Here is a 24,497-nt window from a genome sequence, read left to right on the forward strand (position 1 = left end):
AAGCCCGCAGGCGGCATGTGCCGGTCGTGGCGCGTGGCTGTGCGGGCCGTGGGGGCTACTCCGCCCGACCCGCCCGGCGGCGCTCAGACGGTGCCGCGGGTCTTGCCCTGCCAGGGGCGATAGTACGCGCGGATCGCGGCCATGTCGGCCACGTCGTTGCCGGTGGGATGGAACAACGGGCCGATGCCGATGGTCTTTTCCGGGTAGTGGAAGTACGCCGCCAGCACGGGTACATCGGCCATGCGCGCGATCTTGAGGAAGCCGGCCTTCCAGTGCTGCACCGCCTTGCGCGTGCCTTCCGGCGTGATCGCATACCACAGGCGGTCCGAGCCCCGGATCAGGCTGACCGCCTGCTCCACGGTGCCCTGCGGTGAGCTGCGGTCCAGCGGGATGACGCCGAGCTTGCGCAGCAGCGGGCCCAGCGGCCACCAGAACAGCGAGGCCTTGCCCAGCACCTTGACCTGCATGCCCAGCGCGATCTTCGCCGCCATGCCCCAGAAGCCATCCCAGTTGGACGAATGCGGGGCGATGATGAACACCACTTTGGGCACATCGGGCAGGGTGCCGGTCACTTTCCAGCCGCCCAGGCGCAGCGTGCAGCGGGCCAGCCAGCGGAGGAAGCGGTTCGGTTTGACCTGCGGCATGTTCGGCGGAACCACCGGCAACAACGGACTTCGGTTGTTCAAGCAATCACTCCCAATTGCGTGTGGTGCGCCCGCGCTTGATCTGCGCGCGCCCCTTTTTGGCGTCCAGACGACGCAGTTTCGACCCGTAGGTCGGCTTGGTGGCCACGCGTGCCTTGGGCACGCTCAGCCCCGCCTGGATGAAGGCGGCCAGTCGATCGCGCGCGTCCTCGCGGTTACGGTCCTGGGTACGGAAACGCTGTGCATCGATGACCAGCACGCCTTCGCCGGTCATGCGCCGGTCGCGGCGGGCCAGCAGGCGCGCGCGCAACGGCTCGGGCAACGAAGGCGAGCCGGCCACGTCGAAGCGCAGCTCGACGGCGGTGGAGACCTTGTTGACGTTCTGGCCACCGGCGCCGCTGGCGCGCACGAACCGCTCGACGAGTTCCGTATCCGGAATCGTCAGGTGCGCGCTGATGGTGACTGGCCCGTTGCCCATGGGCGGCATTGTAAGGGGAGGACCGCCGGTCGGGTGACTGCAACGTGCGTGGATGTCGCCGATAACGTCCTCAATTACGGCCTGATGACGCCATCGCAGGTATTCTCCGGAGTCCACGCAACGCAGGATGCTCCGCCATGTCCCTGATCCGCCCGTTGGCCCGCCGCGGCCTGACCCGCCTCACTCTGGCCCTGGCGCTGGGCCTGGCCGCGATCGCGCCGGCCTTGGCCGCGCCGCCGTCGGATGCCGACATCAACCGCCTGCTGGCCGCCTCGCGCGCGCAGAGCATGCTCGATACGATGCTGCCGCAGATCGAGGCGATGCAGCGCCAGCAGTTCCAGCAGGTGGCGCAGCAGCGTCAGCTGGATGCGACACAGCAGGCCCAGCTGCAGCGGATCGAGCAGCGGACCAGCCAGACCGTGCGCCAGGCGCTGTCCTGGAAGGAGCTGCGGCCGATGTACGTGGATCTGTACAAGCAGACCTTCAGCAAGGAAGACGTGCTGGCGATGGCGGAGTTCTATGAGAGCTCGGCGGGGCAGAGCCTGCTGGACAAGACGCCGGCACTGATGCAGAACGTGATGGTGGCGATCCAGGCCAAGATGCAGCCGCTGTTCGTGGATCTGCAGAAGGACCTGGAAGCGATCGTCAATGAGCCGGCGCCGGCGGCCGCGCCGGCGAAGAAATAACCGGTAGAGCCGACCGTTGGTCGGCTATCGCACGACGTATGTCCTCCGGTAGAGCCGACCGTTGGTCGGCTGTCGCACAACGTGCGGCGTCAGCCCACGACCCAACCAAACAGATCCATCGCCTTGCGGAATTCGCCGTCCACCGGCGCGCTGATGTCCATCGGCGTGCCGTCCGGATGCGGGAAGCGCAGGCGCTCGGCGTGCAGGAGCATGCGGTGGATGCCCTGCATGCGGAAGCTGCGGTTGTGGCGACCGTCGCCGTGGCTGGTGTCGCCGATCAGGTGATGCGAGAGGTGCTTGAGGTGGCGGCGGATCTGACGGAACCGACCGGTCTGCGGCTGGCAGCGCAGCAGGGCGTAACGTGAGGTCTCGAACTCGCCCATCGGAATGGCGATCTCGCCCACGGCGACGCGCTGGAAGTGGGTGATCGCCTGCTTCTTGACCGGCTTGCCGGGGCCGCCATCGAGGTCATGGTCGACGGTAAAGGCCTCGTCGGCCGGCCAGCCGCGGCAGATCGCGAGGTAATCCTTGGTGACGTCGCCGCCCATCAGCGATTTGCCGAGCACGCTGGCGCTTTCGCGATCAAAGGCGAGCAGCAGGCAGCCGCTGGTGGCGCGGTCCAGGCGATGGACGAGGAAGATCGGCTTGCCGAGCTGTTCGCGCAGGCGGTCGGCGAGGAAGTCGTCTTCGCCCCGGGCGAGCTTGCTGTCGTGGACCATCAGCCCGGCGGGCTTGTTGACCACGGCAAGCTGGTCGTCCAGGTGCAGCAGTTGCAGGGGCGGAAGCGCAACAGGCGCCTCGGCGATGGCCTCTGCCTGCAGCTCGATCGCGCTCATCGGCGCCACCAGGCACTGGCCAGCGAGAACACGCCCGCCGCGCCGGTCACCCAGCTCCACACCGGGGCATCGCCGAAGTACCAGCCACCTGGCTGCAGGCCATACAGCACCGCAGCGACGATCATCAGGCCGACGCCGGCGATCGCGGCCACCGCGCGCTTCTGCAGCTTCTGCACGCTGACGTTCAGCGCCGCCAGATCGCGCGAGCGCATCGACAATTCGTGGTCGCCGTCCACCTGCTGGCGCAGCCAGGCGTGGACCAGGCGCGGCATGTCCGGCGTATGCGTCATGATTTCAGGCAGGCGCTTGCGCACTTCCTTGAGCACGCGGCGCGGGCTGTAACGCTCGCGCAGGATGCGTTCCAGCACCGGCCGCGCGACCGCCCAGATGTCCAGTTCCGGATCGAGCTGACGGCCGACACCTTCGATGTTGAGCAGTGTCTTCTGCAGCAGGATCAGCTGCGGCTGCAGCGTGAGCTCGTAGCGCTGGGCCACGCGGAACAGCTTGATGAGCACCTCGGCCAGCGAGATCTGCGACAGCGGGCGGGTGAAATAGGGTTCGCACACCGAACGCGCGGCCGCTTCGAGTTCATCGATGCGCACGTTGTTGGGCATCCAGCCGGCCTCGACATGCAGCGCGGCCATGCGCCGGTAATCCTTGTTGAAGATGGCCATGAAGTTCTCGGCCAGGTAGTACTGATCTTCTTCGGACAGCTGGCCCATGATGCCGAAATCCAGCGCGATGAAGCGCGGGTTGTCGCGGCGCGCCGGATCGGTGTCGACCCAGATATTGCCGGCGTGCGCATCGGCGTGGAAGAAGTTGTCGCGGAACACCTGGGTGTAGAACACCCGCACGCCCTTGGCGGCCAGCGCCTTGCGGTCGATGCCGGCCTTGTCCAGCGCGACGATGTCGTCCGAGGGAATGCCCCACACGCGCTCCAGGGTCAGCGCGCGCTCGGCGGTATGGCTCCAGATCACTTCCGGTACGTACAGATCGTCCGAGTCGATCCAGTTGCGGCGCAGCACGCTGGCATTGGCGCCTTCGCGCTGCAGGTCCAGCTCGGCGGCCAGGGTGTTTTCGACTTCGGCGACCACCTCGCGCGGGCGGATCTTGTCGGCGCGCGGGTGCGCGCGCTCGATCAGCGCGGCGGCCGACTTGAGCAGCGCGATGTCGGCGTCGATCTGCTTTTCGATGTCCGGGCGCAGCACCTTGACCACCACCTGGCGCCCATCGGCGAGCGTGGCCGCGTGCACCTGCGCGATCGAGGCAGAGGCCAGCGGCTGCAGATCGAAGCTGGCGAACGCTTCGCTGACCGGGCGCCCGAGCGCACGCTCGACGATGGCCTGCGCGGCGGCGCCATCAAACGGTTTGACCCGGTCCTGCAGCAGGGTGAGTTCGTTGGCGACATCGGCCGGGATCAGGTCACGGCGGGTGGAGAGGATCTGGCCGAACTTGACGAAGATCGGGCCCAGGTCCTGCAGCGCCAGGCGCAGGCGCGCACCGCGCGACTGTGCGGCGATGTCGGCCGAGGCGCGTGGCACGAACGGCTTGGCCAGGCGCAGCCAGCGTTCGGCCGGGGTGCCCTGGAGCAGATCGTCGAGGCGGTAGCGCAGGATGATGCGGCCGATGCGGCTGGCCCGGAAGATCGCCTTCATGCGCCCACCTGCCGCAGGCGCTGGACGCGCACGGCCATGCGTTCAACGTCGTCGCGCATCACGTCCACATCGTCGTGGAAGGCATCCAGTTCTGCTCGGGGTACCACGTCGCGCGACTCCTCGGTGACAAATTCAGCGGCGCTGTGCGCCAGGTCGGACGCGCCGCGGCGGGCGTGCTGCAGTGCCGAGCGCAGGGTATTGGCGATCTGCACGCCCATGACCTCGCCGAACACGCGCACGAACGGCTGCTGCCAGTCCGGATCGAAACGGGTCGCCAGCTGCTGCAGGCGGCGGGCCAGCTCGGCATCGCCGGAGACCTTGACCCGCCCGGCCGGCGCATCACCGCCACGGCGTGCATTGGCCAGGAACGGCAGCTGGGCCAGCACCCCGCCCAGCGTGCTGCGCACGGCCAGGTCCGGCTCCTGCTGCGGATCGACCGGGCCGACCGTGAGCCGCTCACCGTCCACCCCGATCCGCATCGCCAACGCAGGCGATTCCAGGGTCAGGGCGATGTGGCGGCCATCCAGCGCGGCCAGCGCGCTGCGGGTGTCCGGGTCCAGCGCCAGCGCGCGGTTGAGCGTGAGCTGCAGCGCATTGCCAGCCAGCGGCTTGAGGGAAGAGAGCAGGGAACGGGCCATCACCGCATTCTACCGTGCCCCCTTGAACGGCGGGCGTCCGCGGGCATCACGCGTTGCGCGTTTTGCCATGCACCGCGCGCCGGTCCATCCTGTGTGGTTCCAGAAGAGGCAGGAGCGGCAACAGGCATGGGCAAGACCCGGGTAGGCATCATCTTCGGCGGCCGTTCGGCCGAGCACGAGGTCTCGCTGCAATCGGCGAAGAACATCCTCGATGCACTGGACAAGGACCGCTTCGAGGTCAGCCTGATCGGCATCGACAAGCAGGGCCAGTGGCACGTCAGCGACCCGCGCGACTTCCTGCTCAATGCCAGCGACCCGGCACGGATCGCGCTGCACCGCTCGGGCAATGCGGTGGCGGTGCGGCCGGGCCTGGAGCGCCAGCAGCTGGTCCCGACCGATCCGGCCACCGCGCTGGAGCAGATCGACGTGGTGTTCCCGATCGTGCACGGCACGCTGGGCGAGGATGGCTCGCTGCAGGGCCTGCTGCGCATGGCCAACCTGCCCTTCGTGGGCTCGGGCGTGCTCGGCTCGGCGGTGGCGATGGACAAGGACGTGGCCAAGCGCCTGCTGCGCGATGCCGGGCTGGCGGTGGCGCCGTTCGCCTGCTTCAACCGGGTCACGGCGGCCCGGGCCGATTACCCCGCGCTGGTCGCCGCGCTGGGCACGCCATTGTTCGTGAAGCCGGCCAACCAGGGCTCCTCGGTGGGCGTGAGCAAGGTGCGCACTGAAGCGGAATTCCATGCCGCGCTCGCGCTGGCACTCTCGTTCGATCACAAGGCGCTGGTGGAATCGGCGATCGACGGCCGCGAGATCGAATGCGCGGTGCTGGGCAACGAGCACCCCGAAGCCAGCGTCTGTGGCGAGGTGGTCGTGCACGATGATTTCTATTCCTACGACACCAAGTACATCAGCGAAAGCGGTGCGGACATCGTGGTGCCGGCGGCCATCACCGATGCGGAGCAGTCCCGTATCCGGGAAATCGCCGTGCAGGCCTACCAGGCACTGGATTGTGCCGGCCTGGCACGCGTGGATGTGTTCCTGACCTCGGCTGGCGAGGTGGTGATCAACGAGATCAACACGCTGCCCGGCTTCACCCGGATCAGCATGTACCCGAAGTTGTGGGCGGCCAGTGGGCTGGATTACACCGCGCTGATCACGCGGCTGCTGGAACTGGCGATGGCGCGGCACGCGCACGAGCGCGATCTGCGCAGCTCCATCGCAACGACGGCCTGAACATCGTTGCCGATGTCAGGCCGTCGTGATTTCCGCAGCGCGTCCCACGCCGGAGAGAGGTGGCGCGGGACGCGCCGGACACTAGGTCCGCTTGCGGAACATCGACACCACCGCCAGGATCAGGAAGACGACGAACAGGATCCAGGCAACGTTGCTGGCAGCGCCGGCAATGCCCGAGAAACCCAGTACCGCCGCGATGATGGCGATGACAAAAAAGATGACGGCGTAATGCAGCATGTCGACCCTCGCGTTGATGCGTGCCGGAGTTGGCGTGGGGCCATGTTCACCAACCTGCGGTGTTCAGGGAGTGATGGAATCCTGTGCGTTCGATGAAGATGCCAGCCGGGCCAGCCCTTCTTCGATGCTGACCCGGGGCACATAACCGAAGTCGCGGCGCGCCGGTTCCATGCTGTACCAGTGCGGGGTGCACAGCTGCTCGGCCAGGAAGCGCGTCATCGGCGGTTCGCCGCGCAGGCGCAGCAGCGGCCACAGCCGCTCGCAGACCGCGCCGATCCGGTAGGCCGCCTTGAAGCTGATCGACTTCCTCACCGGCGGGGCCTCCACGGCGGCCAGCAGCTTGTTGAGCAGCTCGCGCATCGGCAGCGGCTCGCCGTTGGAAATGAAGTACGCCCTGCCGGCGCAGGCCGCGCCCGGGGCCAGGTGTTCCAGAGCCAGGAAGTGGGCGAGTGCGGCGTTGTCGATGTAGGTGGTATCGACCTTGTTCTGCCCATCACCGACAAAGCGCAGGCGGCCGGCCCGGGCGCGCTCGGCCAGGCGCGGCACCAGCTGCTGGTCACCCGGGCCCCAGATCAGCCGGGGCCGCAACGCGACGGTGGCCAGCTGCGCATCGTTGGCGGCCAGCACGCGCTGCTCGGCGATGGCCTTGGTGGCCGCATACGGTGCCTGGAAGTTTTCGCCATACGGCACCTCGTCCGCGCCCAGGCCCTCGACCGGATGGGTGGCGCGATGGGTCACGCTGGGCGTGGAGGTGTAGACCAGCTTGCCCACGCCGTGCGCGCGGCAGGCCGCGATGACGTTGTCGGTGCCGACCACGTTGGCCTGGTGGTAGCTGTCATAGCTGCCCCACGCACCGGCCTTGGCCCCGTTGTGGAGGACCGCATCGACCCCGGCCACCGCATGCATTACTGCCTGCGCATCGGCCAGATCACCGCGGATCTGGCCCACGCCCATCGCCTGCAGCGCGGGGTAATGGCCGCGGTTGAACGCCAGCACCTGGTGACCGCGCTCGATCAGCCCCTTGCACAGGGCCTGGCCGAGGAAGCCGCCGCCACCGGTCACGAGGATCTTCATGCGTGCTGCTCCAGTTGCGCGGTGGCCCAGACCGCGAGCTTCTCGCGGCCGATCTTGGCGTTGTGGCGGATGTCGACCGGGAAGCCCGGGTGGAGCAGGAAGCGCTCGATGCGCGCGGTATGCGCGTGCGCGGCGGCCTCGCGGCGCAGCCGCTCGACCAGCGCGGGGGAATCGACGGTACCGGGCAGCAGCTCGTAGCACAGCACCGGCACCTGCCGGCCCGGTGCACCCACGCCGACCAGCGCGGTGCGGGCGAGGCCATCGAGCGCGTTGAACACCGGCTCGACCTGCTCGGTGTAGAGCGGGCCCTGCGCGGTTTCCACGCGCTGGGTCTTGCGCCCACAGAACCACAGCCGGCCCTGCGCATCGAAGTAGCCGACATCGCCCATCCGGTGCACGACCCGCGTGCTGCCATCGGCCAGGGTTTCGGTGATCTTCGCCGCGGCGGTGGCCTGCGGGCGGTTGAAGTAGCTGTCGGTGGCGGTCGGGCCGGCCACGGTGATCTCGCCCACCTCGCCGGCGGCCAGCACGCGCGCCTGCGACCAGCCCGGCAGCGGCGCGTCATCGATGGCGATGATGCGCACCTCGTTCGGCGCGACCACGCGGCCGACACAGGTGCCCGCGCCGGCCTCGGTGGCCTGGCGGGTGTTCTCCAGCTCGCGGCCTTCGATCACGGCCACCGGCAGGCACTCGGTGGCGCCGTAGGGGGTCCAGAACTGGGCGTCATCGGGCAGCAGGCGGCGGATGCGCGCGACCACGTCGGGCGGCACCGGCGCACCGGCCGAGGTCACCCGGCGCACGCTCGGCAGCGGCTGGCCGTGATCGGCCAGCACCCGCATCAGCGCCGGCGAGCCGAACAGCTGGGTGACGCCGAAGCGGTTGATGGCGTCATGCAGCTTGCGCGGATCGGCCTGGGCCGGGCGGGTCGGGTCCATGTCCGGGATCACCGAGGTCAGCCCCAGCGCCGGATCGAACAGCGCGAACGGCGGGAAGGTCGGCAGGTCCACCCCGCCCGGCGCCATCCCGAAGGCGGCGCGCAGCAGCTCGACCTGGCCGACGAAATGACGGTGGCGGTAGACCACGCCCTTGGGCACGCCGGTGGAGCCGCTGGTGAACAGGATCGCCGCGACATCCTCGCCATCGGTCGGGGCCAGCGCAGGTGCCGCCGTGGCGCCTTGGGCTTCCAGCCGGGCCAGGGTGGTGCCACCCCAGCCCCAGCGACGGCCGACGGTCACCAGCAGGCGCGCAGAGCGGCACCAGCGCAGCACCAGGCGCGCCATGTGGGCCAGGCCGATGCCGATGAAGGCCTCCGGCTGGGCCTCGTCCAGGCATTGCTTCAGCGCGCGCTTGTCGATGCCCGGGTCGACCAGCACCGGGACCGCGCCGTTCTTGAACAGCGCGAACATCAGCAGGAAGAATTCCGGCGAGGGCCGCACCATCACCACCGCGCGCACGCCGCGGCCGATGCCGTGCGCGGCCAGCCCGGCCGCCATCGCATCGCTGCGGGCGTTGAGGGTGCGGTAATCCAGGGTGACGTCATAACGCGCCATGCCGCCGGGCCCGGGCTTGCCGGGGCAGCGGATGGCGATCTGGTCGGGGCGTTCACGGGCCAGCTCGGGCAGGCGCGCGGCGATATTGATGGCGCTGTTCATCCGTTCATTGTCGCCGCTGCAGAAAAATCTTGCGCGCCGGCCAAGGGCGTGGAAAATTCGCGGCCTTCCCACCCATCCACGCATGGCGTGGATCTACGTGTATTCAGCCGGTGCCCCATGCCCCATCCCTGCCTCACCTGCGGCGCCTGCTGCACCCAATACCGTGTGGCCTTCCACTGGATGGAATCGGACGAGGTCACCCCCGGTGGCGTCCCGCACGAGCTCACCCAGGTGCTGGACCCGCACCGGCTGTGCATGCGCGGCACGCTGTCCAAGCCGGTGTACTGCGTGGCGCTGGATGCGGAGATCGGCGTGTACTCGCGCTGCAGCATCCACCCCAACCGCCCCAGCGTCTGCCGTGAGGTGGATGCCTCGTGGGAGTACGGCAAGGCCAGCCCCCAGTGCGACAAGGCGCGCGTGGCGCACGGCATGCCGGCGCTGACCCTGGCCGATTGGCGCTGGCGGGACGAGGCGGACAATGACGATGATCATCCCGATGACAACGGCAATTCCCCGGCACCGCCGCAGGCACCGATCGCAGCGTAGTTGGGGGCGCCGGGTGTTATGACGCCGGGGCAGAAGCAGCCGACCAGAAAGCAGCCGACCAACGGTCGGCTCTACCGACGGGGTCGGATGCGACCCAGCGTCAATACCAACGGCTCAGATCGGGTTCGCGTCCAGAAACGCGCGGATCTTCGGCACCAGCACCTCGTGCTTGTCTTCCAGCACGTAATGCCCGGCATCCTCGAAGGCATGCACCTGCGCCTGCGGCAGTGCGGCCTGGAAGCCGGCCAGGAAGTGGTGGTCGAACACGAAGTCACGCAGGCCCCAGCCGATGAAGGCCGGGCGGTCGGCGAACGAAGGCAGCGCCTCACCGGCGCGCGCCAGCAGCGACCAGGCCTTGTCGGCCGGTGACAGCGGGATGTCCTGCATGAAGCGGATGGTGCTGATGCGGTTGGCGTAGCTGTTGTACGGCGACACGTAGGCGCGGCGCACCTCGGCCGGCATCTTCCGCTCCACGCCCAGCCACGAGGCACCGGACGAGAAGGCGTTGAAGGTGCGGATGATCCACTCACCCACCGTCCAGTGGCGGCCCAGCGCGATCTGCCACGGCATCTTCTTCGCGGCCGGCATCGGGAAGGCGGCGGTGTTGAGCACCACCAGGCGCTTGACCTGCGCGTGGTGCGACAGCGCCCAGCCGAAGCCGATCATGCCGCCCCAGTCGTGCACGGCCAGGGTCACCGGGCCGGTGATGCCCAGGTGCGCGAGCAGCGCGTCGAGGTCATCCACGCGCGACTGCAGGGTGTAGTCGTAGTGCGCGTCATCGGGCTTGTCCGACAGGCCCATGCCGATATGGTCCGGCACGATGCAGCGGTATCTGTCCGACAACCCGGCCACCAGGGTGCGCCAGTAATAGCTCCACGACGGATTGCCGTGGACCATCACCACCACCTCGCCATCGCGCGGGCCTTCGTCGAGATAGTTCATCGACAGGCCGGGGCGCACCTCGAAGCGGTGCGGATGGGCGGGGTAACCGGGCAGCTGGGGCATGCAAACGCACCTGTGAAAAGGGCCGGCAGAACCGGCCCTTGATGTTCAATTCCAACGCCGCAGCAGCCTGCGGCGACTGGTTTACCAGACCACTTCGGCCATCGAGCAGTTCAGGCCCGAGCCGATGCCGAGCAGCGCGATGCGATCGCCCTTCTTCAGCTTGCCCAGCTGCTTGAGCTTGCTCAGCACGATCGGCACCGAAGCCGGGCCGATGTTGCCGTGCTCGCCGAAGATCGTCATCACCTTCTTCGGGTCGATGCCGAAGTTCTTGATGAAGGCGGCGGTGTGCGGCTGGCTGACCTGGTGGATGACGAACTGGTCCAGTTCCTCCACGGCCCAGCCCAGCGCTTCACGGGCGGCCACGAAGGTCTTCTGTGCCAGCTTGATGCCTTCGATCAGCAGCATGCGGGTGTCGGTGACCATGCGGTCCAGGTTGCCCCGGCACAGCTGGTTCCACTCGGTGGCCGAGCGGGTCACGCCACCGCGGTAACGCGGGGCATCGGGCACCAGCTCGGTGCGCGCCATGACCATCGCCGCGGCACCGCAGCCCAGGGTCAGCGCGGCCATCTCGTTGCGGAAGTCATCGGCGGTCACGCCCGGCAGGGCCATGCGCTCGAGGGTCTTCTCGTACACCAGGTTGGCGGTTTCACCGTCGACGATCAGCGCGTAGTCGATCTCGCCGCGTTCGAGCATGCGGGCGGCGATGTCCATGCCGTTGATGAAGGCCAGGCAGGCATTGGCGACGTCGAAGGTCATGCATTCGTCGCCCACGCCCAGGTTGCCCGAGACGATGCTGGCCGTGGACGGCTCCAGGTAGTCGCGGCTGACCGAGGTGTTGACCAGCAGGCCGATCTTGTCGGCGCCGATGCCGGCATCTTCCAGCGCCTTGCGGGCCGCCAGGGTGGCCGCGTCGGAGGCGAGCATATCCGCGTCCCACAGGCGGCGGGCGTGGATGCCGGCGATGTCGCCGAGCACGTCGGTACGGATGCCCAGACGATCCAGCGTCGGCTGCAGACGTTCGTTGATTTCCTTGGACGTCAGCGTGTGCGGCGCGTCGATGTGCGCCAGGCCGGCGATAGAGACATTCTTGAAGAGCATCAGTTAGCGCCAAGGCTCAGGCAAAGGGGGCGCTATTGTAAGCCGGCGCTGCCTTCACCGCACCTTTACGAATTCACGCCCGGGCGTATGGTGCGGCCGGGCGGCCTGAAGGGTTCAGCGCGGCGGGCACTGGAAGGCCAGAAAGCGCTGGCTGCCATCGGCCGGCTGGCCGGCGGCCTGGACCGCATTGGCCCCGGCGCTGGGGGCTTCATTGCGTGCCAGGGTTTCCAGTTCTTCCTGCACGCGCAAGGGGTTGCGGTTGTAGAAGCCCACCTTGCTCTTGACCGTCACCACCACCTCGCCCTTGGTCTGGCAGCCGCTGGGCACCTGCCCGGCCGGCAGCACGCGCACGGTCTTGCCCACCGGTTCGATCGGCACCCAGGTGCAGGCGGTGGCGCTAAGGGTGAGCAGGGAAAGCAGAAGAACGCGCATGTGGGAGACCTGGCTGGGCGACGAGAAAGGAGTGTGCGGGAAACGGCTGAATCGGGGGTGATGGGGTGCCGGGCCGAAAGCCCGGCACCCTGCTTCGGCAGGTCAGCGAGGTTGCCGGCCAGCGGCCGGCAATACCTTGCCGTCGGCGTCGATCACGTGGACCTCGCCGATGTTCAGCGCGCGGACTTCCTTCTCGGTCTGCTTCAGGTCGCCGACCACCACCCAGGTGAGGGTGTTGGGGTCCAGCGTGGCCGCGGCCTGCTGCACCTGCGCCGGGGTCATCGCCTCGATCTCGGCCTTGCGCTTGAACACGTAATCGTCCGGGCGCTGGTAGCGCACGATGCCGCTGATGGTCCCGAGCACCGCGCTGGCGGTCTCATAGGCACCGGGCAGGCTGAGCGTCTGGATGTTGCGGATGCGCGCCACTTCCGCCGCCGTGGCCGGCTTGGCACCGCTGGCGAAGTCGCGGATGTCCTTCTGCAGTTCCTGCATCGACTCGGCGGTCTTGTCGATCTGCACCGGGGCACGCGCGCCCCACGGACGCTGGCCCAGCGTGGCCGGGGCGCTGCTGCCGGCGCCGTAGGACCAGTGCTTCTCCTCGCGCAGGTTCATGTTCAGGCGCGAGGTGAAGTCGCCGCCCAGCACGCCGTTGGCGATATCGAAGCGGGTGCTGCCCGGGTCCATCGCCGAGGGCACCAGCTGGCTGGCGAACAGGTTGGCCTGCACCGCGCCGGGCTGGTCGATCAGGTACACGCGGGCATGGGTGGGACGGGCCACGTCGGCCGGTGCCTTGACCTCCGGCGCGGTGCCGGTGCTCTTCCAGTCGCCGAACTGGCGCTCCAGCAGCGGCACGATGTCCTTCAGGGTGGTGTCACCCACCACGATCAGGGTGCCCTGTTCGGGGCGCAGCGCGTCACGGTGGAAGCTGACCAGGTCGTCGCGGGTCAGCGACTGGATGTCCGCCTCGTTGCCGCTGCCGGTGAACGGAATGGCATACGGATGCCCGGCGCCGTAGAGCAGGGTGGGCATGACCCGCATCGCGGCGGCGCTGGGGTTCACCTTTTCCTGCTGGATGCCGGCGATCCAGGTCGCCTTGACCCGGTCGATCTCGCCCTGCTCGAAGCGCGGCTGGCGCAGCATGTCCGCGTACAGGGCCAGCGACGGCGCCAGGTTTTCCTTCAAGGCCGACAGGTAGACGCTGGCACTGTCCAGCGACGCCGAGGCGCCCAGGGTGGCACCCAGTGCGTCGGCGGCGTTGGCGAAGGGCAGCGCGCCGAGCTTGCCGGCGCCTTCGCCCATCAGGTCCATGGTGAAGTTGGCGGTGCCCTGCTTGCGGCCCTGGTCGGCGGTGAAGCCACCGGGGAACTCATAGCTGAACTGCACCACCGGGATGTCATGGCGCTCGGCCAGGATCACCTGGGTGCCGTTCTTCAACGTGGCGCGGTGCAGCTGCGGGAACTTCAGTTCCGGGAAGGACTTGGTCTGCGGTACGCCGGTGCTGCGGTCGACCTGCTTGGGCAGGGTGGTGTACTTGGTATCCACGGCCGGCACGGTGAACGGCTTGGGCGACTGCGACGGCAGTTCGGCCAGCGCCACGCGCGCGCCCGGTTCCACCACGATGGTGTGGTCGCCCACGCCCAGCCACTTGGCACCGACCGCCCGCACGTCGGCGGCGCTGGCCGCATCGATGTTGGCCAGCGATCGGCGGAAGCAGCCCGGGTCACCTTCGAACACGGTGCATTCGGCCAGCGCGTCGGCCTTGCCGCCGAACCCGCCGATGCGCTCGATGCCGCGGATGAAGCCGGCGCGGAAGGCGGTCTTGCCGCGGCTCAGTTCGTCGGCGGTGGGACCGTCCTTGGCCAGGCGCTTGATCTCTTCATCGATGATCGCCTCCACCTTGGCCGGGTCCACGCCCTGCTTGACCGTGGCCATCACCACGAAGTTGGAGCCCAGCTGCGAGCTGTAGGCACCGGCGCTGATGTTGTCCACCAGCTTGTCCTGGTGCAGCAGGCGCTGGTCCAGGCGCGAGGACTTGGCCCCGCCCAGCACCTGGGCGAACAGCTGCAGCTGGTCGATGTCGGTGGTGCCGACCTGGGCCACGTTCCAGGCGCGGTAGATGCGCGCCTGCGGCACCTTGTCGGTCATCACCTCGCGGGTGCTCTTCTCGCGCTGGGCCACGTCCACCTTGGGCTGGGCCATGGTCGGGCCGGCCGGGATGTCACCGAAGTAGCGGGCGACCTTTTCCTTGGCGGTGGCCACGTCGATGTCGCCGGCCAGCACCAGCACCGCGTTGTTGGGGCCGTACCAGGTGCGGAACCAGGTTTTGACGTCATCCAGCGAGGCGGCGTTGAGATCGTTCATCGAGCCGATCACGCCGTGGTGGTACGGGTGGCCCTCCGGGTACATGGCGCGGGTCAGCTTGTCCCACACCTGCCCATAGGGCTGGTTCTCGCCCTGGCGCTTCTCGTTCTGGACCACGCCGCGCTGTTCGTCGAGCGCGGCCTGGTCGATCGCACCGACCAGGTGGCCCATGCGGTCGGACTCCATCCACAGCGCCATGTCCAGCGCGGTGGTGGGCACGTTCTCGAAGTAGTTGGTGCGGTCGGTATTGGTGGTGCCGTTCTGGCCGGTCACGCCGACCTGCTTGAAGGGCTCGAAATACTCGCCGTCGTGGTTTTCGCTGCCCTGGAACATCAGGTGTTCAAACAGGTGCGCAAAGCCGGTGCGACCGGCCGGTTCGTCCTTGCTGCCCACGTGGTACCAGACGTTGACCGCCACGATCGGCGCCTTGCGGTCGGTGTGCACCACCACGCGCAGGCCATTGGGAAGGGTGAACTGCTCGAACGGAATGTCGACCTTGGCCGGCGCGGCGGGCTTGGCCAGCGCAGGGGCCGGCACGACGCTGCCCAGAGCGGCGGAGAGCGCTACAGCCAGCAGCGCGGCACGCGGGCGAAATTGGACGGTCATTCCGGTTCCTTGGTCATGAAAGTGAAGGCCGATCCTAGCGCGTGACGGGCGCCTGCGGCATCGGCCAACAGTCACTGCGGGCGCCGTGGGCGTTTTCGGGGTTGAAGGCCCGGGCAGCGGTCCGTTCGGCGCTGCCTGAACGCCTGGGCGCGGACACCTGCGCACCGCCATCGGACAGGTGTCCGGACAGCGGACACCCCGTCACTGGCGAAAAACCCTTACGAATCAACGAGAAAAAGTTGGCACGGCACCTGCTTGGTACTGGCTGTGGCAAAGGCAGACACAGATACAACATGACTGCCCGCTGAACCGAATCGAGAAAGTTGAAATTGTTCTTGCATGCCCCGAATCGGTGTACTACATTACTACCACACCACTGACCACCAACACTAAATAGGCCCGCCATGAACACCAAGACTCTCGCCATTGCCATTGCCCTCGCCGCCGGCGCCGCGTTTGCTTCGAACGTGCAGGCCGCCACCATCACCACCCTGGACACCGTGCAGGTGCGTCCGTCGGCCGACCAGATCGCCCAGGCCGAGATCGAGCGCACCAGCGCCATTCCGACCCTGTCGCTGGTGGAAGTCCGCCCGGGCGCCGGCCTGATCGCCGACTACCGCGCCGAGCTGGCCGGCAGCCGCCGCGTGACCACGCTGGCCGCCGTCGAAGTCCGTCCGACCGCCGAGCAGTACCAGGCGCTGGCGGCCGAGCAGGTGACCCACCGCGATTACGTGGCCACGCTGGCCGCCGCTGCCACCGCCGTGGCCCGCGACGTGATCGTCAATCTGCCGGCCCTGCAGGTTCGCCCGTCGTCTGCCGATCTGCAGGCCCTGGCGCTGGAAACCGCTGCTCAGGTGCTGGTCCGTCCGTAATCGGTTGCTGCGGTAACACGCAGCAGCCGCGTAAACTGCGGCCATGACCGCGCCCACGTTCCACGTCATCCTGTTCCAACCCGAAATTCCGCCGAACACCGGCAATGTGATCCGCCTCTGCGCCAACACCGGCGCGCGGCTGCACCTGATCGAGCCGCTCGGTTTCGACCTGAGCGACAAGCAGCTCAAGCGCGCCGGCCTGGACTATCACGAATACGCTCGACTGCAGGTCCATCCCGACCTGGACACCGCCCTGCAGGCCATTGCACCCAAGCGTCTGTTTGCCCTGAGTACCCGCGGCAGCGTGCGTTACGACACCCCGCAGTTCGACGATGGCGATGCCTTCCTGTTCGGCCCGGAAACCCGCGGCCTGCCCCAGGACCTGCTCGACGCGCTCCCCGATGGCCGGCGCCTGCGCCTGCCGATGCAGCCGGACAACCGCAGCCTCAATCTGTCCAACACGGTCGCCGTGGTGATGTACGAGGCCTGGCGGCAGCGCGGGTTTGCCGGCGGGGTGTAGTTCGCGTTTGTGCGGCGCACCGGTACCCTGCGCTCCTCGGTCCGTCGGGGGGACGGCGCGGAACCGGCGGCGCTCATTCGCTCCGCCGGAACCGCGGTGCTCGGCTCGCTTCCAAGCGGGCCCGACAGCCGCACATTGGATGCCTTCTGCCTGGATCAATCAGGGGCTGGCACCATCGCCTCACCCAGAGTGTGTGAGCTTGCCCAGGGAAGAAAACTCCAGACCATCAATATCAGCATGTGCACCGCACATGCCCAAGCCAGTAGCAGTGGGATCAATGCCGCCGGATGAGACTCTCAGCGCATCCACATGTTTCTCGATAGCCACGACGCCTAGTTCGGACTCATAAATCAGCTTTCCGGCTACTGGCTTCATATGCAGCACAAATGTGCAGACATGCTGCATCGACTGGGTACTGTGCAGCTCAACCCTGTATCCCTTTGATTCTTCGACGATCGACAGGCCGTCCCTGAAGTCGTCGCGGCAACTACGTCCGGTGCGCGGTTCAGTGCAGAGATCGCTCGGCTGCGAGTACTGGCCTGTCCATGCCTCCCCGTCCCGGTTGCCTGCCAACGCCGCCTGCAGCGCGCAGGCGTGGAAGACCAACGAGAACCACACCAGCGTCTTTGCAAGATTGTTTTTCATTCATCTAACCTCTCGTGCTGGGCGTTGCATGTTGCGCACCTTCCTGGGCCATGCCGGCCAGCGGCCGGCACTACCGATCCGCTCAGAACGCGTTGATGCCCGTCAGCTCCCGCCCGATCACCAACTGGTGCACGGTTTCGGTGCCCTCGTAGGTGATGACCGATTCCAGGTTCAGCGCGTGGCGGATCGCCATGTGTTCGGTGGTGATGCCCGCGCCGCCGAGCAGGTCGCGGCATTCGCGGGCGATGTCGATGGCCATGCGGCAGTTGTTCCACTTGGCCAGGCTGACCTGCTGCGGCTGCAGCTGGCCGGCGTCCTTCAACCGCCCCAGCTGCAAGGCCAGCAGCTGCGCGGTGGTGATGCGCCGGGCCATGTCGGCCAGCTTGATCTGCGCGCTCTGCGTGGCAGCCACCGGCCGGCCGAACAGCACGCGCTGCTTGGTGTAGTTCAGCGCCTCGTCCAGGCAGGCCACCGCCGCGCCGATCGGGCCCCAGCTGATGCCGTAGCGCGCCTGGTTCAAGCAGCCCAGCGGGCCTTTCAGGCCCTGCACGTTGGGCAGGCGGTTGCGCTCGGGCACGCGCACGTTGTCGAAGAACAGCGCGCCGGTGAGCGAGGCGCGCAGGCTCATCTTGTGCTTGATTTCCTGCGTGGTGAAGCCGGCCATGCCCTTTTCCAGCACGAAGCCCTGGATGCCGTCTTCGGTGTGTGCCCAGACGATGGCGATGTCGGCCACCGGGCCGCTGGTGATCCACATCTTGCTGCCGTGGACCAGCCAGTCGCCGCCATCGCGCACCGCGCGCGTCTTCATCGCCGCCGGGTCGGAGCCGCCGTGCGCTTCGGTCAGGCCGAAGCAGCCGATCACCTTGCCGGCGGCCATGTCGGGCAGCCAGCGCGTGCGCTGTTCTTCGCTGCCGTAGGCATGGATCGGGTACATGCACAGCGAGCTCTGCACCGACACGAAGCTGCGCAGGCCCGAATCGCCGCGTTCCAGTTCCTGGCAGATCAGCCCGTAGCTGACCGCGTTGAGCCCGCCGCCGCCGTACTGCTCGGGCAGGCTGGAGCCGAGCAGACCCAGTGCAGCGATCTCGGGGATCAGTTCGTCCGGAAAGCGGCCTTCATCAAATGCATCACCGATGATCGGCAGCACCCGGGTATCAGTGAAGCGCGCCACTGTCGCCTGCACCGCGCGCTCCTCCTCGCTCAGCAGCGAACGGATATCGAACAGATCGAACGGATTGAGTGACATGGCATCCCGGCAGGTGGCGGTGGAACAGGCCCCCATTGTGGTCGTTGTGCAGGAAGCGGCCAAGGGACGGCGCCGCAGCGCGGTTGCTGCGCCGCAGCATCCCGGTATCCAACACGCGCCGACACCGCTCTCATCGTCGGCGATCTAGGCTTACATGCGCCGTGCCGGTACTCTGGCGCACTGATCCACCGTTTCGCCGTGGTGTGACACGCGCGATTCCCAGGCAACCGCCGCCGTTCAACCCGCGGCACTACCCAAGAGTTACGCAGCCCCATGAGCGAAGAAATCAACGTCCTGCCCCCGCGTGAAGTGATGGAATTCGATGTGGTGATCGTCGGTGGCGGCCCTGCTGGCCTGGCCACGGCGATCCGGCTGCGCCAGCGCGCCATCGAGGCTGGCCGCGAGCTGTCGGTCTGCATCCTGGAGAAGGGCTCCGAACCCGGCGCGCACATCCTGTCCGGCGCGGTGATGGACCCACGCGCGTTGACCGAACTGTTCCCGGACTGGGCCGAGCGCGGCGCACCGCTGAAGCAGAAGGTTACCCGCGACGAATTCCTGTTCCTCAATGAAACGGGGTCGCGCAGCACACCCAACGCACTGTTGCCGGAGTGCTTCCACAACGAAGGCAACTACATCGTCAGCCTGGGCGAGGTCACCCGCTGGCTCGCGCAGCAGGCCGAAGCGCTGGAGGTGGCGATCTTCCCCGGCTTCCCGGCAGCGGAAGTGCTGTACAGCGACGACGGCGCGGTGATCGGCGTGGCCACCGGCGACATGGGCATCGAGAAGAACGGTCAGCCCGGCCCGGCGTTCGAGCGCGGCATGGCGCTGCACGCCAAGTACACGATCTTCGCCGAAGGCTCGCGCGGCCATCTCGGCCGCCAGCTGATCGCCCGCTTCCAGCTCGATGCCGGCAAGGATCCGCAAGCCTACGGCATCGGCATCAAGGAACTGTGGCAGATCGATCCGGCCAAGCACGAACCGGGCCTGGTGGTGCACGCCGCCGGCTGGCCGCTGGACAACGACACCTACGGTGGCGCGTTCCTGTACCACGCCGAGGGTGGCAAGGTGTCGATCGGCTATGTGGTCGGCCTGGACTACAGGAATCCGTGGCTGAGCCCGTTCGAAGAGTTCCAGCGCTTCAAGACGCACCCGGACATCCGCAAGCACCTGGAAGGGGGCAAGCGCATCGGCTACGGCGCGCGCGCGATCACCGCCGGCGGCCTGATGTCGCTGCCCAAGACGGTGTTCCCCGGTGGCGCGCTGGTCGGCTGCGAGGCCGGCTACCTCAACGTCAGCCGGATCAAGGGCAGCCACGCCGCGATCAAGACCGGCATGCTCGCCGCCGATGCGGCCTTCGATGCGCTCGCCGCTGATCGCCAGCACGACGAGTTGAGCGCCTATCCGCAGGCGTTCGAGAGCAGCTGGCTGCATGCCGAGCTGCAGCAGGCCAAGAACTTCAAACAGTGGTTCAAGAAGGGCCAGACCGTGGCCACGCTGATGACCGGCATCGAGCAGTGGCTGCTGCCCAAGCTGGGCATCCGCAACCCGCCGTGGACGCTGCGCCACAGCACGCCGGACCACGCGTGCCTGGAGCCGGCGTCGAAGCACGCGAAGATCACTTATCCCAAGCCCGATGGCGTGCTCACCTTCGACCGCCTCAGCTCGGTGTTCCTGAGCAGCACCAACCACGCCGAAGACCAGCCCAGCCACCTGACGCTCAAGGACGCCAGCGTGCCGGTGCGGATCAACCTGAGCGAATACGCCGGGCCGGAAGCGCGTTACTGCCCGGCGGGCGTGTACGAGTTCGTCGGCAGCGATGGTCATGAGCAGTTGCAGATCAATGCGCAGAACTGCGTGCACTGCAAGACCTGCGACATCAAGGATCCGACCCAGAACATCGTCTGGGTGACCCCGCAGGGCGGCGGCGGCCCGAACTACTCGGGGATGTGACCGGCCCGACCTGCGACCACCGGTCGCAGGTCATCGGATGCGGCAGGCGCCACCGCGCTCGCTATCCTGAGCGTCCTGTTGGACCTGACCGTTGCGCCATGGCCCCTGCTTTCCGATCGACATTGGCGTTACTGGCCTGCCTGCTGCTGGCAGCGTGTTCGCGCACCCCGCAAACGCCGGAGCAGGCCCATCAGCAGGATCTGCAGCGCGCGTTCGCGATCTGCGCCGGCTGCCACACGGTCAGCCCGGGGGGCGTGCACCGCTTCGGCCCGAACCTGCACGGGGTGATCGGCCGGCGCGCCGGCAGTGTCACCGGCTACCCGTACTCCACCGCCATGCGCGAGGCCGGGCTGACCTGGAACGAGCAGACCCTGGATGCGTTCCTGCGCTCGCCGACCCACGTGGTGCCGGGCACCCGCATGGTCAACACCACCGCCGACCCGGAGCGCCGGCGGCAGGTGATCGAATACCTGCAGCAGCAGCGATGATCGGCAGGGCGCCGGTCAGGACGCCTGCAGCTGCACCAGATAAGCGCGCAACGCCGCATCGAATGCGCTGACCGCCTCGGCGTGCGCCGCCACGCCTTCGTCGTCGACGCGTTCCATCAGGCTGCGCGCCTGTAGCGCCAGCGCATCGGCCCCCAGCGTTGCCACGGCCCCCACCAGCCGGTGCAGCACATTCACCAGCGCGGGCCCGGCCTGCGCATCCAGGGCTGCCTGCAGCTTCACCAGATCCTCGGCCGAGGCCGTGCACAGGCTCTCGATCAGCACGCCAGCCACGTGCTCCGAACCAAACCGGCGCACGAGCGCGGCCCGGTCCGGCGGCGCGTCATCCGTACCCGATGCCTGCACCGCGCCGGACGGCGGGCGATCCCCGTCCGGCAGCCACTGCACCAGTGCCTGGCGCAAGGCGCCCAGTGCGACCGGCTTGGCCAGCAGATCGTCCATGCCGGCCTCGCGGCAGCGCTGCAGATCGTCCTCCATCGCGCTGGCGGTCAGCGCGATCACCGGCAGCCGGGCGCTGCCGCGGTCGCGCTCCTGCTCGCGGATGCGGCGGGTCATGGCATAGCCGTCCATGACCGGCATCCGGCAGTCGGTAAGGACCAGGTCGAAACGGGTACGCGCCAGCAGCGCCAGTGCCTGTTCCCCGTTCTCGGCCAGCACGTGTGGCAGGCCCAGCTGTTGCATGCGCCACCCCATCAGCGCCTGGTTGGTGGGATGGTCCTCCACGATCAGGATGCGCCGCTGCTGCACTGCGGCCGGCAACGGCACCGCCTGCGTGTGTTCTTCCGCGGCGCCGGGCTGTTCGTCCACCGGCACCACCGGTACGGTCAGCAGCACCTCCACGCGCGTACCCTCACCGGGCACGCTGTGCAGCGTCAGCGTGCCATGCATCATCGCCACCAGGCGCTGGCAGATGCTCAGCCCCAGCCCGGTGCCACCGTACTGGCGGCTGGTCGCCGCGTCGGCCTGTACGAACGGCGCGAACAGCCGTTCGCGCTGCTCGGGCGAAATGCCGATGCCTGTATCGCGAACGGTCAGGCGCAGCCGCTGCGCGCCGTCGGCCTCAGCGTCGAGCACCGCCAGCGCGATGCCGACCTCGCCGGCACGCGTGAACTTGATGGCATTGCTGAGCAGGTTGAATGCGATCTGCCGCAGGCGCATGCCATCGATCAGGTGCATGGCCGCGAGCGCGTCGTCGATCTGGATCTGCAGGTCCAGTCCCTTGGCCACCGCCTGTGGGGCAAGCAGCTGCTGCACATTGCCAAGCAATGCGCGCAGCGCGACCGGATGCGGTTGCAGCGACAGCGCGCCGGCCTCGATCTTGGAGTAGTCCAGCAGGTCATCGAGGATCTGCCGCAGCATCTGCGCCGAGTCCTCGATCACGCTGATGATGCGGCGCTGCTCGCCATCCAGCGAGGTATGCGAGAGCACCTCCACCATGCCCAGCACGCCGGACATCGGCGTGCGGATCTCGTGGCTCATCGTGGCCAGGAATTCGGATTTGGCGGCGGTGGCGCGCTCGGCTGCCGCCTTGGCCAGCGCCAGCGCGTCGGCCTGGGCGCGCGCATCGGTCACATCGATCCAATAGCCGCTCCACAGCAGCACCCCGTCCTCGGCGTCGTAGGGCAGCGCGCGCGAACGTACCCAGCGCAGCATGCCACTTGGGCGGGTACGGAATTCCATGTCCAACGGGGCGAAGTCACGCGCGGCGCTTTCCATGGCCTGGCGCACACTGGCGCGATCACGCTCGTCGATGCGCGCCATCAGCGCGCTTTCATCGGCCATCGCCTCGGCCGCGGTGAGCCCGAACAGCGCTTCGGTGTCACCGGCGATATACGGCAGCGACAGCCGGCCATCCCGTTCGCGACGGCCCTGGTAGACGATCGCCGGCAGGTTGTCGGTGACGTCGGCCAGGCGCTGCTCGGCACGGCGGCGCATCGCCACTTCACGGCGCAGGCGCCAGTGCCCCCACCCATGGACGAGCAGTGCGGTCAGCAGCACCAGGGCCAGCGGCACCGCCCAGCGCGCGATCCTGCGCCAGTCCAGATCGCTGCGGTACTCGGCCGACAACCAGTCGCTGCGGATCGCTTCGTGCTCGCGCGCGCTCATGTTCAACAGCAGGCGGTCGAACGTGGTGGCCAGCGGCGCGTACTGGCGTTTGACCGCCAACGACAGGCGATCGCTGAATCCTGCCGGCGCTGCCACCTGCAGCTGCGCGGGATAGTGATCACGCACGATCCGATCGATGACGGCCAGGTTGCCGATGTAGGCATCGGCGTCTCCCTTGGCCAACCGCGCCAGCGCCAGTTCGGCGCTGCGCGCGGGCACGATGCGCGCATTGGGGGCCTGCTGCAGGACATACCCGCGCAACCGCTCCGGATCGGACAGCAGGATGCTGCGGCCATCCAGATCGGGCACGCCCAGCACCGATGCACTGCCACTGGCTGTCACCACGACGTTGGGAACGGTGATGAAGGGCTGGCTGAACACCCAGCCGTCGCCCAGGTAGTTCGAATCGTTGGGGATGCCCATGATCGCGTCGACCTCGCCACGGCGCAGCTGCTCGCGCACATCGAACCAGTCGTGCGCCGGCACCCGCGTGAGCTGCGCCCCCACCGTGCGCAGCAGGCGCAGGTACTCGGCCGAGACACCGCTGGGCCGGTCGGCACTGTCGATGAAGGCCAGCGGTGCCGCGTTCGGCGCGAAAGCAAGGCGCAGCGGCGTTTCCAGGACACGCCGCTCCGCGTTGCCCAGGATCACCTGCGACTGCACCGACCATCGCGGCGTCGGGAGCCAGCGCCGTTCCAGGCGCTCGCGCTCGCTCTCGGCGAGCGCGGCCAGGCCCATGTCCAGCGCTTCAGCCAAGGGCTGCTTGCCGTTGGGTACACCGAAATGCAGCCGCTCCGGTGGCAGGTCGCTGGGGCGCAGCAGGCTGACATCGGTCAGCCGTCGCTCGGCGATCAGGGTCGTGGCCACATAAGCGTTGCCGATGTAGACATCGGCCTCGCCCCTGCCGACCATGGCCAATGCGGCGGCGGTGCTGGCCGCGGTCACGCGCCGGGCTTCGGGAAAGCGCGCGCGCACTTCGTCGCTGGTGACGAACTCGCGCTCGGTGACCACGCGCAGGCCGCGCAGGTCAGGATCAGACGATGCCCGGGTTTCGCCGGGGCGGCCCACCAGCGCCAGTGGCGCATGGGCATAGGGGCGGGTGTAGACCATGCAGCGCGTGCGATCAGCGGTGAGGGTGATGTTCATCACCACATCGACTTCGCCCCGACATGCCGCCTCCAGGACGTCGGTCCAGTCGCGATACATCCGCACCTGCACCTGCACCCCCAACTGCCGGGTCAGCAGGCTGAGATAGTCGTAGCCGAGGCCGACCGGCGTGCCGTCGCGCATGGACTCGAATGGCGGCCAGCCGCTGTCGTACATACCCAGGATGATGGTAGGGTGCCTGTCAAGCCACTCGCTCTGGTGGGCGGGCAAGGGAGGCGATGAAGCAGCGGATGCCTGCATGCCCATCGCCATCGCGAGCACGAACAGAACCAGCCAGCGAACGACGTGGGTACGCATGCTGCCT

General features: G+C 68.0%; 22 protein-coding genes. 7 read left to right on the top strand and 15 right to left on the bottom strand.

Annotated elements, in window-relative coordinates; all coding sequences use genetic code 11:
• Positions 1 to 83 precede the first annotated feature (83 nt).
• Together ABE546_RS03550 and arfB are read right to left on the bottom strand one after the other, a co-directional pair.
• On the bottom strand, positions 84 to 644 hold the full coding sequence (locus ABE546_RS03550; protein ID WP_313208918.1) for a lysophospholipid acyltransferase family protein: 561 nt from the start codon (positions 642 to 644) through the stop codon (positions 84 to 86).
• 46 nt (positions 645 to 690) lie between these two features.
• A complete protein-coding gene (gene arfB / locus ABE546_RS03555) occupies positions 691 to 1,122 on the bottom strand; it encodes an alternative ribosome rescue aminoacyl-tRNA hydrolase ArfB (protein ID WP_121044396.1) in 432 nt (143 codons plus the stop codon).
• A 137-nt stretch (positions 1,123 to 1,259) separates the two neighbouring features.
• Here arfB and ABE546_RS03560 point away from each other — a divergent pair, with 137 nt between their 5' ends.
• Entirely contained in the window at positions 1,260 to 1,808 is a 549-nt protein-coding gene (locus ABE546_RS03560) for a DUF2059 domain-containing protein (RefSeq protein ID WP_346462722.1), read from the top strand.
• Between the two features lie 89 nt (positions 1,809 to 1,897).
• Here the strand turns inward: ABE546_RS03560 and ABE546_RS03565 are convergent, their stop codons facing one another.
• The 3 genes from ABE546_RS03565 to ABE546_RS03575 are packed head-to-tail and all read right to left on the bottom strand — an operon-like array spanning position 1,898 to position 4,937.
• Entirely contained in the window at positions 1,898 to 2,644 is a 747-nt protein-coding gene (locus ABE546_RS03565) for a pseudouridine synthase (protein ID WP_346462723.1), read from the bottom strand.
• Positions 2,641 to 4,299: a ubiquinone biosynthesis regulatory protein kinase UbiB gene (gene ubiB, locus ABE546_RS03570; RefSeq protein WP_346462724.1), complete on the bottom strand. Its 1,659-nt coding sequence runs from the start codon at positions 4,297 to 4,299 to the stop codon at positions 2,641 to 2,643. The genes ABE546_RS03565 and ubiB overlap by 4 nt, the downstream gene beginning before the upstream one ends.
• Positions 4,296 to 4,937, bottom strand: a complete 642-nt coding sequence (locus ABE546_RS03575) for an SCP2 sterol-binding domain-containing protein (RefSeq protein ID WP_019184871.1) — start codon at positions 4,935 to 4,937, stop codon at positions 4,296 to 4,298. Before ABE546_RS03575 ends, ubiB begins: the two co-directional genes overlap by 4 nt.
• Before the next feature lie 126 nt (positions 4,938 to 5,063).
• On the opposite strand from ABE546_RS03575, the gene ddlA reads away from it, so the two are divergent.
• Positions 5,064 to 6,170, top strand: coding sequence for a D-alanine--D-alanine ligase (gene ddlA / locus ABE546_RS03580; protein ID WP_313208913.1), 1,107 nt, complete (start codon positions 5,064 to 5,066; stop codon positions 6,168 to 6,170).
• Between the two features lie 81 nt (positions 6,171 to 6,251).
• Here ddlA and ABE546_RS03585 read toward each other — a convergent pair whose 3' ends face one another.
• From ABE546_RS03585 to oleC, 3 genes are all read right to left on the bottom strand, one after another.
• Positions 6,252 to 6,407 carry a DUF1328 domain-containing protein gene (locus tag ABE546_RS03585; RefSeq protein WP_019184873.1) on the bottom strand — a complete coding sequence of 52 codons (156 nt, stop codon included), beginning with the start codon at positions 6,405 to 6,407 and terminating at the stop codon, positions 6,252 to 6,254.
• Between the two features lie 63 nt (positions 6,408 to 6,470).
• The gene (oleD, locus tag ABE546_RS03590; protein WP_313208914.1) at positions 6,471 to 7,481 is read right to left on the bottom strand and encodes a 2-alkyl-3-oxoalkanoate reductase; all 1,011 of its coding nucleotides are present in this window, start codon (positions 7,479 to 7,481) and stop codon (positions 6,471 to 6,473) included.
• Entirely contained in the window at positions 7,478 to 9,133 is a 1,656-nt protein-coding gene (gene oleC, locus ABE546_RS03595; RefSeq protein ID WP_346462725.1) for an olefin beta-lactone synthetase, read from the bottom strand. Before oleC ends, oleD begins: the two co-directional genes overlap by 4 nt.
• Before the next feature lie 117 nt (positions 9,134 to 9,250).
• On the opposite strand from oleC, the gene ABE546_RS03600 reads away from it, so the two are divergent.
• Positions 9,251 to 9,679, top strand: coding sequence for a YkgJ family cysteine cluster protein (locus tag ABE546_RS03600; RefSeq protein WP_152154128.1), 429 nt, complete (start codon positions 9,251 to 9,253; stop codon positions 9,677 to 9,679).
• Positions 9,680 to 9,793: 114 nt separating this feature from the next.
• On the opposite strand, the gene ABE546_RS03605 is transcribed toward ABE546_RS03600, so the two are convergent.
• The 4 genes from ABE546_RS03605 to ABE546_RS03620 all read right to left on the bottom strand — a co-directional run bounded on the left by ABE546_RS03605 (position 9,794) and on the right by ABE546_RS03620 (position 15,181).
• On the bottom strand, positions 9,794 to 10,684 hold the full coding sequence (locus ABE546_RS03605) for an alpha/beta fold hydrolase (RefSeq protein WP_346462726.1): 891 nt from the start codon (positions 10,682 to 10,684) through the stop codon (positions 9,794 to 9,796).
• An 81-nt stretch (positions 10,685 to 10,765) separates the two neighbouring features.
• Complete coding sequence (locus ABE546_RS03610; RefSeq protein WP_346462727.1) at positions 10,766 to 11,782, bottom strand: 3-oxoacyl-ACP synthase III; 1,017 nt, start codon at positions 11,780 to 11,782, stop codon at positions 10,766 to 10,768.
• A gap of 114 nt (positions 11,783 to 11,896) precedes the next feature.
• Positions 11,897 to 12,214, bottom strand: coding sequence for a DUF4156 domain-containing protein (locus ABE546_RS03615; protein ID WP_137191338.1), 318 nt, complete (start codon positions 12,212 to 12,214; stop codon positions 11,897 to 11,899).
• Between the two features lie 102 nt (positions 12,215 to 12,316).
• On the bottom strand, positions 12,317 to 15,181 hold the full coding sequence (locus ABE546_RS03620) for a pitrilysin family protein (protein ID WP_346462728.1): 2,865 nt from the start codon (positions 15,179 to 15,181) through the stop codon (positions 12,317 to 12,319).
• 404 nt (positions 15,182 to 15,585) lie between these two features.
• Between ABE546_RS03620 and ABE546_RS03625 the strand changes: the two genes are divergently transcribed.
• Both ABE546_RS03625 and trmL read left to right on the top strand, forming a co-directional pair.
• A complete protein-coding gene (locus ABE546_RS03625; RefSeq protein ID WP_137191340.1) occupies positions 15,586 to 16,053 on the top strand; it encodes a hypothetical protein in 468 nt (155 codons plus the stop codon).
• A gap of 43 nt (positions 16,054 to 16,096) precedes the next feature.
• The gene (trmL, locus tag ABE546_RS03630; protein WP_038691218.1) at positions 16,097 to 16,573 is read left to right on the top strand and encodes a tRNA (uridine(34)/cytosine(34)/5-carboxymethylaminomethyluridine(34)-2'-O)-methyltransferase TrmL; all 477 of its coding nucleotides are present in this window, start codon (positions 16,097 to 16,099) and stop codon (positions 16,571 to 16,573) included.
• A gap of 180 nt (positions 16,574 to 16,753) precedes the next feature.
• Here the strand turns inward: trmL and ABE546_RS03635 are convergent, their stop codons facing one another.
• Positions 16,754 to 17,218 (bottom strand): hypothetical protein, encoded by a 465-nt coding sequence (locus tag ABE546_RS03635; RefSeq protein ID WP_038691220.1) that lies wholly within the window; start codon positions 17,216 to 17,218, stop codon positions 16,754 to 16,756.
• Positions 17,219 to 17,300: 82 nt separating this feature from the next.
• Positions 17,301 to 18,464, bottom strand: coding sequence for an acyl-CoA dehydrogenase family protein (locus ABE546_RS03640; protein WP_346462729.1), 1,164 nt, complete (start codon positions 18,462 to 18,464; stop codon positions 17,301 to 17,303).
• A gap of 273 nt (positions 18,465 to 18,737) precedes the next feature.
• On the opposite strand from ABE546_RS03640, the gene ABE546_RS03645 reads away from it, so the two are divergent.
• A complete protein-coding gene (locus ABE546_RS03645) occupies positions 18,738 to 20,414 on the top strand; it encodes an electron transfer flavoprotein-ubiquinone oxidoreductase (protein WP_346462730.1) in 1,677 nt (558 codons plus the stop codon).
• A 98-nt stretch (positions 20,415 to 20,512) separates the two neighbouring features.
• Complete coding sequence (locus ABE546_RS03650; protein WP_313212639.1) at positions 20,513 to 20,902, top strand: c-type cytochrome; 390 nt, start codon at positions 20,513 to 20,515, stop codon at positions 20,900 to 20,902.
• Between the two features lie 15 nt (positions 20,903 to 20,917).
• Here the strand turns inward: ABE546_RS03650 and ABE546_RS03655 are convergent, their stop codons facing one another.
• Complete coding sequence (locus ABE546_RS03655) at positions 20,918 to 24,490, bottom strand: transporter substrate-binding domain-containing protein (protein WP_346462731.1); 3,573 nt, start codon at positions 24,488 to 24,490, stop codon at positions 20,918 to 20,920.
• Positions 24,491 to 24,497 lie beyond the last annotated feature (7 nt).

The organism is Stenotrophomonas sp. TWI377 (genome assembly GCF_039674525.1).
Classification (GTDB): domain Bacteria; phylum Pseudomonadota; class Gammaproteobacteria; order Xanthomonadales; family Xanthomonadaceae; genus Stenotrophomonas.